This is a genomic window from Pseudomonas sp. NPDC099000, from assembly GCF_044759925.1.
Taxonomy (GTDB): Bacteria; Pseudomonadota; Gammaproteobacteria; order Pseudomonadales; family Pseudomonadaceae; genus Aquipseudomonas.
Genome location: NZ_JBIWAF010000003.1, coordinates 233,134 through 248,277, shown reverse-complemented (window position 1 = coordinate 248,277; position 15,144 = coordinate 233,134). Strand labels below are relative to the sequence as shown.

General features: G+C 61.0%; 11 protein-coding genes and 2 pseudogenes. 5 read left to right on the top strand and 8 right to left on the bottom strand.

All coding sequences use genetic code 11. The features are described from left to right. Window positions 1-196 precede the first annotated feature (196 nt). Window positions 197-1,915: a bifunctional isocitrate dehydrogenase kinase/phosphatase gene (gene aceK / locus ACIQV9_RS05845; RefSeq protein ID WP_403099159.1), complete on the bottom strand. Its 1,719-nt coding sequence runs from the start codon at window positions 1,913-1,915 to the stop codon at window positions 197-199. A gap of 157 nt (window positions 1,916-2,072) precedes the next feature. Between aceK and ACIQV9_RS05840 the strand changes: the two genes are divergently transcribed. Continuing rightward, window positions 2,073-2,981 (top strand): DMT family transporter, encoded by a 909-nt coding sequence (locus tag ACIQV9_RS05840; protein ID WP_403099157.1) that lies wholly within the window; start codon window positions 2,073-2,075, stop codon window positions 2,979-2,981. A gap of 128 nt (window positions 2,982-3,109) precedes the next feature. Here ACIQV9_RS05840 and ACIQV9_RS05835 read toward each other — a convergent pair whose 3' ends face one another. The 6 genes and pseudogenes from ACIQV9_RS05835 to ACIQV9_RS05810 all read right to left on the bottom strand — a co-directional run. Beyond that, window positions 3,110-4,690: an aldehyde dehydrogenase (NADP(+)) gene (locus tag ACIQV9_RS05835; protein WP_403099155.1), complete on the bottom strand. Its 1,581-nt coding sequence runs from the start codon at window positions 4,688-4,690 to the stop codon at window positions 3,110-3,112. Window positions 4,691-4,732: 42 nt separating this feature from the next. Beyond that, window positions 4,733-5,728, bottom strand: coding sequence for an AraD1 family protein (gene araD1 / locus ACIQV9_RS05830; RefSeq protein ID WP_403099152.1), 996 nt, complete (start codon window positions 5,726-5,728; stop codon window positions 4,733-4,735). Window positions 5,729-5,757: 29 nt separating this feature from the next. Then, window positions 5,758-6,933 carry an L-rhamnonate dehydratase gene (locus tag ACIQV9_RS05825; protein ID WP_094468607.1) on the bottom strand — a complete coding sequence of 392 codons (1,176 nt, stop codon included), beginning with the start codon at window positions 6,931-6,933 and terminating at the stop codon, window positions 5,758-5,760. A gap of 328 nt (window positions 6,934-7,261) precedes the next feature. Then, a complete protein-coding gene (locus ACIQV9_RS05820; protein ID WP_403099148.1) occupies window positions 7,262-8,266 on the bottom strand; it encodes a 4-hydroxythreonine-4-phosphate dehydrogenase PdxA in 1,005 nt (334 codons plus the stop codon). Then, window positions 8,263-8,502 (bottom strand): annotated as a pseudogene (locus ACIQV9_RS05815) (amidohydrolase family protein); the annotation flags it as partial. The gene ACIQV9_RS05820 and the pseudogene ACIQV9_RS05815, both read right to left, overlap by 4 nt. Window positions 8,503-8,588: 86 nt before the next feature. Then, window positions 8,589-9,059, bottom strand: a pseudogene (locus tag ACIQV9_RS05810) (MFS transporter); the annotation flags it as partial. Window positions 9,060-9,499: 440 nt separating this feature from the next. Here ACIQV9_RS05810 and ACIQV9_RS05805 point away from each other — a divergent pair. From ACIQV9_RS05805 to ACIQV9_RS05790, 4 genes are all read left to right on the top strand, one after another. Beyond that, complete coding sequence (locus ACIQV9_RS05805; protein ID WP_403099145.1) at window positions 9,500-10,516, top strand: Bug family tripartite tricarboxylate transporter substrate binding protein; 1,017 nt, start codon at window positions 9,500-9,502, stop codon at window positions 10,514-10,516. A 52-nt stretch (window positions 10,517-10,568) separates the two neighbouring features. Beyond that, window positions 10,569-11,102 carry a tripartite tricarboxylate transporter TctB family protein gene (locus tag ACIQV9_RS05800; RefSeq protein ID WP_403099143.1) on the top strand — a complete coding sequence of 178 codons (534 nt, stop codon included), beginning with the start codon at window positions 10,569-10,571 and terminating at the stop codon, window positions 11,100-11,102. Continuing rightward, window positions 11,099-12,628 carry a tripartite tricarboxylate transporter permease gene (locus ACIQV9_RS05795; RefSeq protein WP_403099140.1) on the top strand — a complete coding sequence of 510 codons (1,530 nt, stop codon included), beginning with the start codon at window positions 11,099-11,101 and terminating at the stop codon, window positions 12,626-12,628. Before ACIQV9_RS05800 ends, ACIQV9_RS05795 begins: the two co-directional genes overlap by 4 nt. Window positions 12,629-12,696: 68 nt before the next feature. Continuing rightward, a complete protein-coding gene (locus ACIQV9_RS05790) occupies window positions 12,697-13,638 on the top strand; it encodes a LysR family transcriptional regulator (protein WP_403099138.1) in 942 nt (313 codons plus the stop codon). Window positions 13,639-13,734: 96 nt separating this feature from the next. Here ACIQV9_RS05790 and ACIQV9_RS05785 read toward each other — a convergent pair whose 3' ends face one another. Further along, complete coding sequence (locus ACIQV9_RS05785; protein WP_403099136.1) at window positions 13,735-14,598, bottom strand: DMT family transporter; 864 nt, start codon at window positions 14,596-14,598, stop codon at window positions 13,735-13,737. Window positions 14,599-15,144 lie beyond the last annotated feature (546 nt).

The window sequence follows — 15,144 nt, the reverse complement described above, 5'->3', positions numbered from 1 at the left end:
GATTGTCGCAGATTTGTGGCACCAAACACGACTGTGAAGGGCTTTTGTGGCGAGGGGGCTTGCCCCCGTTCGGCTGCGAAGCAGTCGTAATCCAGTCATCACGGTTTATCTGAAACACCTCGGGGGGATGGTTTTGGGGTCGCTTCGCGACCCAACGGGGGCAAGCCCCCTCGCCACAGGTGTTCACTCAGATGGGCTACTCGTTATCGAGGCCCTTGCGGCGATACGGGAACACATCGATCACCTTGCCGGCGCGGATGGCTTCCTGGAGGCTTTTCCAGTAATCAGCGTTGTATAGCTCGCCATGCAACTGGTCAAACAGCTTCCTTTGCCCGGAATCGGCAAACAGGAACGGCGGAAACTCTTCGGGAAACACATCCAGCGGCCCGATTGAATACCACGGTTCCGACGCCATCTCGTCTTCCGGTGTACGCGGTTGCGGGATGTGGCGGAAGTTGGCTTCGGTCAGAAAGCAGATCTCGTCATAGTCATAAAACACCACCCGCCCGTGCCGGGTGACGCCGAAGTTCTTCAACAGCATGTCGCCGGGAAAGATGTTCGCCGCCGCCAGTTGCTTGATCGCCAGACCGTAATCCTCAAGCGCCTCGCGGACTTGCGCCTCGTTGGCGTTTTCCAGGTACAAGTTCAGCGGCGTCATCCGCCGCTCGGTCCAGCAGTGGCGGATCAGCACGGTGTCGTCTTCCACCGACACCGTGGACGCGGCCACCTCAAGCAGTTCTTCCAGGCACGCGGGGTCGAACTTGCTCAACGGGAAGCGAAAGTCGGCGAACTCCTGGGTATCGGCCATGCGCCCGACCCGATCGACACTTTTCACCAGACGGTATTTTTCGATGACCGTGGCACGGTCGACGTTTTTCGACGGCGAGAAACGGTCCTTGATGATTTTGAACACGGTATTGAAACCCGGCAGCGTGAACACGCTCATCACCATGCCGCGCACACCGGGGGCCATGATGAATTGGTCGTCGGTGTTGGCCAGGTGATTGATCAGCGCCCGGTAGAACTCGGACTTGCCGTGCTTGTAGAAGCCGATCGAGGTGTACAGCTCGGCGATGTGCTTGCCCGGCAGGATGCGCTTGAGGAAACCGATGAACTCGGCCGGCACCGGCACATCCACCATGAAATACGAACGGGTGAACGAGAAGATGATCGACACGTCCGCTTCGTCGGTAATCAACGCATCGATCTGGATCCCGCGACCTTCACGGTGCAGCAGCGGAATCACCAGCGGCCATTGTTCGTCCCGGGTGAAGATGCGCCCCACCAGGTACGCGCCCTTGTTGCGGTAGAGCACCGAGGAAAACAGCTCGACGCTCAGTTCCGGGTCCTTGCACACCCAATCCGGCAGGTTCTCACGCAGTTGCGCTTCGAGGCGGCGCAGGTCGCCGGCCAGGTCGGCGTAATCCTCGCTGAAGCCGTAATCGGCAAAAATGCTCGCGAGCATGCCGGACAACTGGCCCTGGGGCTTATAGGTCCGGGTTTGCGCGGCACGGGCCCGGCGCAGGCTGGGCCGGGTGGTGTGGATGAACATGCAGCCGTCGCTGATCAGGTCATGGCTGAACAGCCCGCAGAAAATCGAGTTGTACCAGGTCTCGGACAGTTCATCGTCGAAACGCAGGTCGATCAGGGTGATGTAAGCGCTTTTGACCAGCGGCCAGCAACTGACGTCCAGCGTGTCGGTGTCAAACGCGATGCGCAGCCGTTCCACCGTTTCGCTGACTTTCTCTTCGTACAGATTGATCCGCGCGGCCGAGGCGACCTGCGCCTCCTGCCACTTGGCCTGCTCGAAGCGGGCCCGGGCGCCGTCGGTGATCTGGCGGAAATGCTCGCGGTAATCGTCAAAGCCATCGAGGATCATTCGGGCGATGTCGGCGGCTGGCCATTGCTGCGGCATGGTGAGACCTCTGCGGGAATTCGTGAGCCCTGAGCTTAGCCAGTGAACCGGGTGCAGGAGAAGCGTAATTTTCGGCTCGGGTTAAATGCTCGTTTTTCGGTTGCCATGGATAAGGCGCTCGGCAACACTCTCGTCCCCATCAAGGAAGGAGTGCACCGTGAGCCCTGTCGATATTTTCCGTTTACTGTCGCTGGCCGCGATCTGGGGCGCGAGCTTTCTGTTCATGCGCATCATCGCCCCCGTGATTGGCACAATCCCCACGGCCTTTTTCCGCGTGTCGATTGCCGCCGTCGGCTTGCTGGTGATCCTCGGCCTGATGCGCATCAGCTGGGACTTCAAAGGCAAGCTCAAGACGGTGATGCTGCTCGGGGTGATCAACTCCGGGATTCCGGCGACCCTGTATTCCGTGGCCGCGCAAGTGCTGCCGGCCGGTTACTCGGCGATCTTCAACGCCACCACGCCGCTGATGGGGGTGTTGATCGGCGGCCTGTTCTTCCATGAAAAACTCACCGCGGCCAAGCTTGGCGGGGTGTTCCTCGGGCTTCTTGGCGTGGGCGTCCTGACCCGTGCCGGTCCGGTGGCGTTCGACATGGAATTGCTGATGGGCGCCGTCGCCTGCCTGCTCGCCACCACCTGTTACGGCTTTGCCGGGTTCCTGGCGCGCCGCTGGCTCGATCACGCGGGCGGTCTCGACAGTCGTCTTTCGGCGCTGGGCAGCATGCTCGGGGCGACGCTGTTCCTGTTGCCGTTGTTCGGCTACAGCGTGATCAGCCAGCCGCCGGCAAGCTGGGGCGGCTGGAATGTCTGGTTGTCGTTGCTCGGATTGGGGCTGATGTGTACCGCGCTTGCGTACATTATTTACTTCCGCCTGCTCAGCTCCATCGGGCCGGTGAGGTCGATGACCACGACCTTCCTGATCCCGCCGTTCGGGGTGTTGTGGGGGGCGCTGTTGCTGGATGAGCCGTTGTCGATGGCGCATATCTATGGCGGGGTGTTGATTGCGGCGGCGTTGTGGCTGGTGTTGAAGCCTTCGGTGGTGAAGGCTGCGGCGGTGGCCGCCAAGTAATTTGTGGTGAGGCTGAAGACGCCTTCGCGGGCAAGCCTCGCTCCTACAATGCTGTATCGCTCACATACATTGAGCACGACACTAAACCTGTGGTAGCGGGCTTGCCCGCGATGGCGTCAGCTCCGACACTACAAAGCTGCCTGACTCACCTCCCCATCCACCAACCGCCGAATCCCCAGCGGATTGGCGTTCTGCAAGGCCTCGGGCAACAACGCATCCGGATAATTCTGGAAGCACACCGGCCGCAGGAACCGGTCAATCGCCAAGGTGCCAACCGATGTGCCGCGCGAGTCGGACGTCGCCGGGTACGGCCCGCCATGCACCATCGCTTCACACACCTCGACCCCGGTCGGGTAGCCATTGAGCAGAATCCGTCCGACCTTTTCCTGCAGCAACTCCGCCAGCCAGCGGTACTCCAGCAACTCTTCGGCCTCGCCAATCAGCGTCGCCGTCAATTGCCCGCGCAGACCGTGCAACGCCGCCGCCAGCTGTGCCCGGCTCTCAACTTCGATGACGATGGTGGTCGGTCCGAACACCTCTTCCTGAAGCAGCTCATCGCCCTTGAGCAACAGACTGACGTCAGCCTTGAACACTTGCGGTTGCGCCTGATTGCCCTGTTGCGGGTTGCCCGCCAGGTGCATCAGCCCCGGATGTTCGTGCAACTCGCCAAGGCCTCGGCTGTAACTGACCAGCGCGCCGGCATTGAGCATGGTCTGGGCCGGTTGCTGGTTCATGCTGGCGCAAAACGTTTCCAGGAACAGGCTGAACTGTGGCGAGCGCAGACCGATGACCAGGCCCGGATTGGTGCAAAACTGCCCGCATCCCAGGGTCACCGAACCGGCCAGTTGCGCAGCGATTTGCTCACCGCGAACCTTGAGCGCTTCGGGCAGCAGGAACACCGGGTTGATGCTCGACATCTCGGCGAACACCGGGATCGGTTGCGGCCGGGTTGCGGCCATGTGGCTTAAGGCACTGCCTCCCTTGAGCGAACCGGTGAAGCCCACCGCCTGAATCGCGGGGTGCTTGACCAGCCATTCGCCGACACCCCCGCCGTAGATCATGTTGAATACGCCGGGCGGCATTTCGGTGCGCTCGGCGGCGCGAATGATCGCGTCCGCGACCCACTCGGCCGTCGCCATGTGCCCGCTGTGCGCCTTGAACACCACTGGGCAACCGGCGGCCAGCGCCGAAGCGGTATCGCCGCCGGCGGTCGAAAACGCCAACGGAAAGTTACTGGCACCGAACACCGCGACAGGCCCCAAGGCAATGCGGTACTGACGCAGGTCCGGACGCGGCAACGGCTGACGATCCGGCAGTGCCCGATCGATGCGCGCACCGTAGAAATCGCCGCGCCGCAGGACCTTGGCGAACAAGCGCATCTGGCCGCTGGTGCGTCCGCGCTCGCCCTGGATACGGCCGGCCGGCAACGCGGTTTCGCGGCACACGGTGGCGACGAAGTCATCGCCCAGCGCATCGATTTCATCAGCGATGGCGTCGAGGAACAACGCACGTTTTTCCGCGCTGAGGTTGCGGTAGACCGGGTAGGCAGCGGCCGCATCGTTGGCTGCCGCGTCCACTTCCGCTTCAGTGGCCTGGAAAAAACTGCCCGGCAGCGCTTCGCCCGTTGTGGCATCGAGGCTTTGCAGCTGCTGCGTACCATTGGCGCTGCGGCGACCGCCGATGTAGTTGTGTCCGAGTAGCGTGGTCATGAGTGATTCCTTGACCGGCCGACAACGCCGGTGATTGAAGACTTAAAGCGCACGCACCTGGCCGATGGCCAACGGCTGGGCACTCTCGCCGATGCCGTTGATCAGGGGTGCACCGAATTCCTCGAGGCTGATCTGGAAACGATCCCCTGGCTGGGTTTTCACCCCGTCGGCAAACGACAACGTTGCGGTACCGAAGTAATGCACGTGGACATCGCCGGGACGCAAAAACTGCGCGTATTTGAAGTGGTGGAATTCGAGGTTGGCGAGGCTGTGGCACATGTTGTCTTCGCCGCTGAGAAACTCTTTTTCCCAGAGCGTTTCGCCATTGCGCGTGATGCGGCTGGTGCCGGCCAGGTGCTTGGGCAATTCACCGACCCGCAGCTCCGGACCGTAGGCGCAGAAACGCAATTTCGAATGGGCGAGATAGAGGTAGTTGCGGCGCTCCATCACATGGTCGGAGAACTCGTTGCCCAAGGCATAACCGACGCGGTACGGCTGGCCGTCGTCGCCGATCACGTAGAGGCCGGTCAGTTCCGGCTCTTCGCCAGCGTCTTCGGCAAACGGCGGTACCGGGAAGTCCGCGCCGGGGCGCACGACGATGCTGCCGTCACCTTTGTAGAACCATTCCGGTTGCGCGCCGACCTGCCCGGCTGCCGGTTTACCACCTTCGAGGCCCCACTTGAAAATGCGCATGGTGTCGGTCATGCCGGCTTCCACCGCGCCTTCCTGCTGGTGCATTTTGTCCCGCGCCGAGGCGCTGCCCAAATGGGTCAGGCCGGTGCCGCTGATCAGGCAATGGGCCGGGTCTTCGTGGTCCAGTGGCGGCAGGACGTTGCCCTGCTGCAACAGCTGGGCGTAATCCGGGCCAGGCTCGGTGCCGCGTAAAGCGACTTCTTCTTGCAGGCTGCGCTGGGCGCGAATCGCCGCGAGGGCCAGTTCACGGGTGCTGCGGGTGCCTTTCAGCACCTGGACCTGCGCCCCGTCGACGAGGCCGACCTGGCGTTCACCGGCAGTGTTTTCAAATTGAATCAGGCGCATGACGGCCTCCAGAAAGTCGTGGATTTGGATCACTCGATGATGTTGAAGTCGCTCAAGTACTCATCGGAGATTTCCAGGCCCAGGCCCGGCTTGTCGTCATCGAGCTGGATGTAGCCGTTGACCGGTTGCGGCTCGCCCTTGAACACGTAGTAGAAGAGTTCGTTGCCGACCTCGACGTCGAACACCGGGAAGAACTCGGCCATCGGCGAGGCGGTGGTGGACATGGTCAGGTGGTAGTTGTGCATTTGCCCGGCGTGCGGGATCACCGGCACCGACCAGGCTTCGGCCAGGGCGTTGATTTTGCGCGCAGCGGTGATGCCGCCGACGCGGTTGGTGTCGTACTGGATCACGTCGACGGCGCGGCGTTCCAGCAGGTCTTTGAAGCCGTAGGAGGTGAATTCGTGCTCGCCGCCGGAGATCGGCATGATCCCCATTTTTTTCAGCTCGATGTAACCCTCGATGTCGTCGGCGATCACCGGCTCTTCGAGCCAGCGCGGTTCGAACTCGGCGAGTTTTGGCAACATGCGGCGGGCGTATTCCAGGGTCCAGCCCATGTAGCACTCGAGCATGATGTCGATGTCGGGACCGGCCAGATTACGCAGGGCGCGCACTTGCTCGATGTTCTTGCGCATGCCCGCCGGGCCGTCTTTCGGGCCATAGCCGAAGCGCATTTTCAGCGCGGTGAAGCCCTGGTTCAGGTAGCCCTGGGCTTCTTCGAGGAACAGGTCGAGGTTGTCATTGGCGTAGAGCTTGGAGGCGTAGGTCCAGATCTTCTCTTTGGTGCGCCCGCCGAGCAGTTTGAACACCGGTTTGTTCACGGCTTTGCCCATGATGTCCCAGATGGCGATGTCGATCGCCGAGATCGCCGCCATGCCGATGCCTTTGCGGCCCCAGGCGTGGCTCTGGCGGTACATCTTCTGCCAGATGTATTCGTTGTCGAACGGGTCTTCGCCAATCGCGATTGGCGCCAGGTAGGTGTCGATGATTTCCTTGGCCACACGGGGCGCCAGGGCGCAATTACCGATGCCGACGAGGCCAGTATCGGTCTCGACTTCCACCACCAGCCAGCCATGGAAACGGAACGAGCCCATGGCGTCGCCGCGCTCGAACAGGATGTCGCTGGCGTTGGTGCAGAAGTGTGCTTGAGGCGGAACGACTTTGCCTTTCCACTCAAAAACGCGGGTACGGATGGCTTTGATTTTCATGAATACAGTTCCTTGCGCTGCCGGCTTTTTGTAGTTGTCGGGTCGCTGCGCAGAACCGCTCGGGTGGCGGGTTCCGGCATTCGATGGAGCGACTTTAGCCAGCGCTCGGGGGGTGCGGATAATCACTTATGCGTATCCGGCGATAACCTGGGGTGATCGCATAGATCGTTTTGTAGGTAGATAGGGTTATCAGCCACCACACAAAAAAATGTGGGACCGGGCTTGCCCGCGATGACGGCAGGTCAGTCACTTCTGCTGTGACTGACAGACCGCTATCGCGGGCAAGCCCGCTCCCACCGGGGATTGATGTTGTTTTAGAAATCGGGGGTCAGTAGCTGTTGACGCCCATCCGGCAGGCGATTTCGAATGCCTGGCGGATCGCCCCGACGTTTGCCTTGCCCTGCCCCGCGATGTCGAATGCAGTGCCGTGTGCCGGTGTGGTGATCGGGATCGGCAACCCACCCTGCACCGTCACGCCCCGGGAGAAGCCCATCAACTTGATCGCGATCTGCCCCTGGTCGTGATACATCGTCACCACCGCGTCAAATGCACTGGCATCGCCCTGGACCTTGAGGAAAATCGTGTCCGCGGGGTATGGCCCTTCGGCCACAATCCCCAGCGCTTGGGCCGAACGAACCGCCGGGCCAATGATGTCCAGCTCTTCGCGTCCGAACGAGCCGTTGTCGCCGTTGTGCGGGTTCAGCCCACACACGCCGATGCGCGGTTTTTCCAGGCCATTGCGCTTGAGCGCGGTATCGATCAGCTGGATCGCTTCCACCACCCGCGTCTGGCTGAGCATGCCCGGCACCTCGGCCAGCGCCACGTGGGAGGTCACGCGGGAGGTCCAGAGGTTGTCGAGCACGTTGAATTCGCAGAACGGCCCGTGGAAATCCAGCAGCTCGGCGAACCAGTGCAGCTCGTCGCTGTGGGCCATGCCGGCCATGTGCAGCGAGGTCTTGTTCAACGGCCCGAACAGCACCGCGTCGGTGGTCCCGGCCTCGGTCAGGCGCAGGGCTTTTTCCAAGGTGTCGAGGCTGTAGCGACCGCCGATGACACTGGCTTCACTGCGTGGAAACTCACCGAGGGTGTCGCCACGAAAGTCATAAAACAGCGGCGTGTCATCGACAAACGACAGCTGATCCAGCGACTCGACGCGACGGTAAGGAAACTCCGTCCCGGCGATGCGCATGCCACGGCGCATTTCGGCCTCGTCGGCGATCAAAATCACATTGGCCTGGCTGCGCACTTGAGGCTCCGCCAGCAGGCGTGCGATCAGTTCCGGGCCGATGCCCGCCGGGTCACCCAGCACCATGGCGATGGTTGTCTTGTTCATGCTTCACTCCTCAAGGATTCAGGCCATTGGCGGTCAATGGCGCAAGGCTCGCAGCGATAGACTCGCTGCGCGTTGCTGTAGAACAGTCGCTCCTGATCGGCGCTCGGCAGATCAGCAACGATGGATTTGAAACCGCTGTAGATGTCGTCGAACGAGCTGCACAGGCTGTCCACCGGAAAGTTGCTGGCGAACATCGCCCGGTCGGTGCCGAACATCGCGATCACTTCACGCACGATCCGGTGCTGCCGGCCATGTTCATCACGCCGCCGAGCAACCCGACCCGCGCCGGTGCCGCCAGCAACGCCGGGAAGCTCCAGTAGAGACTGCGCTCGCTCGGCGCCAGCCACAGGGAAATCAGCTTGCCGCCAGACGGAAACAACGGCGCCTCGGCGGCACCGAGTGCAACCCGGGCGAACAGCAAGGACAAGCCGCCCGTCGCAAATGCCGCCAGCACTTGAAAGGTGCCCCACAACCCGGTGGACCAACTGATGACCCGATGCGGACCGAAGCGGTCGATCAGCCAGCCGCCGGGAATCTGCAACAGCGCATAGGCCCAGAAGAAGCTGCTGAGGATCAGTCCTTGCGTGCTCGGCGACAGGGAAAATTCATCGGCGATGGTCGGCATCGCGATCGACAGCGAGACCCGATCGATCAGGTTGACCATGGTCAGCGCGAAAATGATGGCGAAGATCCGCCAGCGCACGCTACTGTCTTTGGTGGCGCTGGTCAGCGGTGTGGCCGCTGGCTGAACACCTGCGCTGGGCAAATGCAGGGAAGCACTGGGACGAGCCATGGTGCGTACCTCTTTTATTATTTTTGTGAAGTGCAGACGTCGATCTCTGATTGATGTTGGATGATGCACCGCTATCGCCAGCAAGCCGGGTTCGGCGTCTTGCCGCGTTTTCACGGCGTTGGTGAGCACTATCGAAGGCTCAGTGATAACCGTCTAATCAATGATTGAGATACGGCGATAGCCTCGGGTTATGGCAAGCGCTGTTTTCGGGGCGCTTTCACGGTCGGCCGCCTATGCCGACTTTCCGCTCAAAAGGCTCTGGCGCAAAGCGTTCAGCGACAATCACTGATTTTTCCGTCTCGACCTATAACCGCAGGCTATCGGTGTATGTTTTGTTTTGACTAGACGCCGGGGCGGAGGCTTCCCACACTCAGGCCAGGCTTGCAGTTTTTGAGCACCGACAAGTCATTCATAACAATTACAAAAAACGAGGCCCTTCCATGCGAAATGCATTCGTCCATCGCACATCCCGTCTGGTTCTTGGCTGCACGCTGATCGCCGCCGGCGCCCTCCCCGCTCTCGCCAACGCCGCCTGGCAGCCGGACAAGAACGTCGAAATCGTCGTTGCCGGCGGCCCTGGTGGAGGTACTGACCAACTCGGTCGGCTGATCCAGTCGATCATCACCACGCACAAGTTCCTCGACGTCAATACCATCGTCCTCAACAAGGGCGGCGGCAACGGCGCCGAAGCCTTCCTCGACCTGAAAATGAACAAGGGCGATCCGGAAAAGCTGGTGATCGGCACCAACAACATCTACCTGTTGCCGCTGGTTTCCAAGCTTGGGTATCAATGGCAGGAGCTGACCCCGGTCGCGGCCGTGGCCGAGGACGACTTCATTCTCTGGAGCTACAAAGACGCGCCGTGGGAAGACGCCAAAGGCTTCTATGCCGCGGTCAAGGCTGACCCGTCAAACCTGCGCATGGGCGGCAGTCAGTCCAAGGATGTCGACCAGACCCTGACCCTGCTGCTGAACCAGACCAACAACAGCAAACTGGTGTACATCCCGTTCAAGAGCGGCAGCGAAGCCGCGACCCAACTGGCGGGCAAACACATCGCCGCCAACGTCAACAACCCCAGCGAAAGCATCAGCCAATGGCGCGGCGACCAGGTCGAGCCACTCTGCGTGTTCAGTAAAGAGCGCATGAGCTATACCGACAAGGTCGCTGGCGATAAATCCTGGGCCGATGTCCCTACCTGCCACGAAGAAGGTCTGGGCATCGATCAGTATCGCTTCCCGCGCACCGTGTTCATGCCCGGCGAAGTCACTGCCGAACAGCGGGCGTTCTATGTCGAGCTGATGCGCAAAGTCACCGAGACCCCGGAGTTCAAGGCCTACGTCAAGCAGAACGCTTTGGTACCCACCTTCCTCGAAGGCGAGCCGCTGACCGCCTACATTGAGAAAGACACCGCCCGCGTCACGCCGGTGTTCAAAGAAGCCGGCTGGCTGAAAAACTGAGTTGTCCACGGCCGTCCGCGTGCGCACGGCCGTCACCTCTGGAGGTGCTTTCATGTCCCATTCTTCGGATTCACCGGCGCTGGTCGGTACCCGCTGGGTCGAACTCGGTCTGACACTCTTCACCACGCTGATCGGCGCGGTGGTGATGTTCGGCAGTCTCGAACAAGGTATCGGCTGGGGCGATTCCGGCCCCGAGCCGGGTTACTTCCCCTTCTACATCGGCCTGCTGTTGAGCGCCGCGAGCGTGGGCAACGGCGTGTTGACCGTGGTGCGCTGGCACGCCCTGAGCATTGCATTCGTCAGCCGCAGTGCATTCAAGCAAGTGCTGTCGGTGTTCATCCCGATTGCGCTGTTTGTCGGCGCCATGCCGTTCACCGGCATCTACGTGGCCTCGGCCTGCTTCATCGCCTGGTTCATGTGGCGTGACAAGGTCCGCGCCAAGCCGTATGGCAAGTGGATGATTGGCACCGTGTCCCTCGGCGCGGTGCTGGCCAGTTACCTGATTTTCGCGCTGTGGTTCAAGGTCCCGCTGGATGCCGGCCCGATGGGCGACTGGATTACCCTGGCCGGGAGAAATTTCAAATGAGCGAGTTCGATTCCCTGCTGCAAGGCATGAACCTGATCCTGACCCCGGGCCACATCGGCCTGATGGTGATCGGCGTGCTGCTGGGCATTCTGGTCGGCGTGTTGCCCGGCCTCGGCGCCCCCAACGGCGTGGCGTTGTTGCTGCCGCTGACGTTCACCATGTCGCCGGTGTCGGCGATCATTCTGCTGTCGTGCATGTACTGGGGAGCTCTGTTCGGCGGCTCGATCACCTCGATTCTGTTCAACATCCCCGGTGAGCCCTCATCGGTGGCGACCACCTTCGACGGCTACCCGATGGCCCGCGAAGGTCGTGCCGCCGAAGCCCTGACCGCCGCGTTCAGTTCGGCACTGATCGGCGCCCTGGCCGGTGTGTTGCTGCTGACCTTCCTGTCGACCAAGATCGCCGCGTTTGCCATGTCCTTCAGTTCGCCGGAGTTTTTCGCGGTGTACCTGTTGGCGTTCTGCACCTTCATTGGCATGAGCAAGAACCCGCCGCTGAAAACCGTGGTCGCGATGATGATCGGCTTCGCCATGGCGGCCGTGGGCATGGACACCGTGTCCGGCAACCTGCGCCTGACCTTCGATCAGCCGGCGTTGATGACGGGCATCAGTTTCGAGGTGGCAGTGATCGGCTTGTTCGGGATCGGTGAAATCCTCTGCACCGTCGAGGAAGGCCTGGTGTTTCGCGGCGAGCATGCGCGCATCACGCCAATGATCATCCTGCGCACCTGGGCCAAGTTGCCGCGTTACTGGTGGACGATTGTGCGCAGCACGCTGGTCGGTTGCTGGATGGGCATCACGCCGGGCGGTCCGACGGCGGCCTCGTTCATGAGCTACAGCCTGGCGCGGCGCTTCTCGAAGAACCGCGAGAACTTCGGCAAGGGTGAACTCGAAGGCGTGATCGCCCCGGAAACCGCCGACCACGCCGCCGGCACCAGCGCCCTGCTGCCGATGCTGACGTTGGGCATTCCAGGTTCGGCGACCGCTGCGGTGATGCTCGGTGGCTTGATGATCTGGGGCCTGCATCCTGGCCCGACGTTGTTCGTCGAGCAGCACGATTTCGTCTGGGGCCTGATCGCCAGCATGTACCTCGGCAACGTGGTGAGCCTGATCGTGGTGTTGGCAACGGTGCCGCTGTTCGCTTCGATCCTGCGCATTCCGTTCTCGATCATTGCGCCGATCATCATCATGGTCTGCGCCATCGGTGCCTACTCGGTGCACAACTCGTTCGTCGACGTGGTGTTGATGCTGGGCTTCGGTGCGCTGGGTTATCTGTTCAAGAAACTCGGTTACCCGATTGCTCCGCTGGTGTTGGCCGCGGTGCTGGGCGATAAGGCGGAAGATGCGTTCCGTCAGTCGATGCTGTTCTCCGACGGCCATTTGGGGATCTTCTGGTCCAACCCGTTGGTGGGCTGCCTGACCACGGCAGCGTTGCTGATGCTGTTCTGGCCGTTGATTTCCAAGGCGCTGGGAACCCTGATGGGGCTGCGCAAACCCCAGATCGCCAAGCCTAAATCGGTGCTGTAACGCGGCAATGCTGGCAACGCCTGACATTTGTTGTCAGGCTGCCGCAGTCCTTATTGCGAGCACGGCCCATGACCCGAATTCCTGCTGCCAATGTGATCCACAGTCGACTGCGTCTACGCCAACTGCGACTGATGCTGGCGTTGCAGGAATTCGGCTCGTTGCGCCGCGCCGCCGACCACATCGGCATGACTCAGCCGGCGGCGACCAAGATGTTGCACGAAGCCGAGGACCTGCTCGGCGTCGAACTCTTCGAACGCCTGCCTCGGGGCATGCGCTCCACCCCGTTCGGGGAAACCGTCATCTACTACGCCCGCATGGTGTTTGCTGAACTGAGCGGCATGCGTGAAGAACTGGTCGCGCTGGAATCCGGCAACCTTGGCCGGGTTGCAGTTGGCGCGATTCCGGCGCTGGCCTCGGGGCTGTTGACCCGCACCATCGCGACCTTGAAGCAAAGCCATCCACGCTTGTCGATGAGCATTCAGGTCGACACCAGCGATGTGCTGGTGCAGGCGCTGTTGCAGGATCAACTGGATATCGTATTGGGCCGGATTCCGGCGGGCGCGCGGGCCGAGGAGTTGCTGTTCGACAGCCTCGGCGAAGAAGCTTTGTGCGTCATTGCCGGCGCACAGAACCCCTTGGCGAAGGAGAAAAACCTGAGCTGGGCAGAGTTGCAGAACATGACCTGGGTTCTGCAACAGCAACCGAGCCCGATGCGCGCGATCATCAATCAGGTGTTTCACAACGCACGGGTCGACATCCCCAGCAGCATCGTTGAAACCACCTCGATCATGACCTTGCTGTCCTTGATCCAGCAGACCGACATGCTCGGCGTCACGCCGGTGTCGGTGGTGGAGGATTATCCGGGCCGTGATTTGCTGGCGGTGTTGCCGATCAAGTTTGAGGCACGGCTGCCGCCGTATGGGCTGATCACCCGACGCCACCGGATTCAATCGTCGGCGATGCAGGCGTTCATGAATTCGGTGCGGGCTGAGCATGCGCTGACCAAGTGACATGGTTTTTTGGTTGGGGTACATATCCGTTTTTTGGGTAAGGGCGGAACCATTAGCCGCCATAACCAAAGAAACGGATATGCCCCCGACTCGTTCCTACCCCGTCTTACGGAATACAAACACCAGACCGACAATAATCAGCACCATCCCAAGCATGCTCAATGCCGCCAGGCGATTACCAAAAATCAGGTAGTCCATCACCGTTGTCACGGCCGGCACCAGGTAAAACAGACTGGTGACATTCACCAGATTGCCCCGGGCGATCAAGCGATACAGCAGCAACGTCGCCAGCACCGACACCACCAATCCCATCCACAGCACGGGCACGAAAAACCCGCTGCTGTGTTCAAAATGAAACGGCTGGAACGGCACAAAAATCCCGCAGAGCAACAGCCCCGCCAGATACTGCACCGGCAGCGTGCCGAGCGGGTTGTCGGTGATGCGCTTCTGCATGATCGAGCCGAACGTCATGCTCGCCAGCGCCAGCAAACCGAAGAGCATCCCGGCCAGCGACATGCCGGCCAGACCGATGCCCTGGTAAACCACCATGATCAACCCGGCCAGTCCCAGCGCCAGGCCGAACATCCGGCTGGCTGAGCGCTGACGCTCCATGATCACCACCGTGAGAATCGGCTGCACGCCCATGATGGTTGCCATCACGCCCGGGGTGACTTTCAAGTCCAGGGCAAGCAGATAGAAAATCTGATAAGCCCCCAGCAACACCACGCCCGTGGCCATCGCATACAACATCGGCTTGCCGCCCTTGGGCAATTTCAGCTTGAGCAACGGCACCAGCACTAGCAATCCGCACAAGGCGATGGCAAAGCGAATCAGTAAAAAGGCAAAGGGCGATGCGTGGGCCAGGCCCCATTTGGAGAAGATCGCACCGCTGCTCCACAGCAGAACGAACAGGCTCGTGGACGCCGCCGCGAGCGCGGATTTTTTCGAAAGGACAAACATGAATACCACCTGTAGTCAGGCAAAAAGCCAACTCAGCCGAAGCTGAAATTCAGTAGTTTTTTCAGGCGGGCACGGGGCACAGCAAAGAAAAGCTGATCAGCCCGAAAAGCCAACGCCCGGCGGTGATACGACTGCGCACACCGGCGTGCTACTGACAGGTGGAGGGTAATGACTGATCTGCGCAGGCTGCTGATCCCCGCACGGCACGACGCCAGCGTTGACCGCTGAATCGACTACCGCGTTGATGAGGGAAGCTGGCATGGGCTGATCTTTTTTGATGGGGTGGACGGGGGGTAATAGAACCACAGAGCGCCGACTATAACCAGCGGCCGACATGCATTGCAATGACTTGGACAAAGGGCCAGTACCGATAGCGCGATCGCTCGATCTGCCTTAAAGGGAATACAGATAATAGCCGGGACGTGGAATGCAAGCGATCACATGCCAAGGGAACGGACTCAACTTCGGCATCAGCTGTACAGGTCGAAAGCTCGAAAGCTCGAAAGTTCGAAAGCAGGCCACTGTCGGCAAATCCTGTAGCTGATG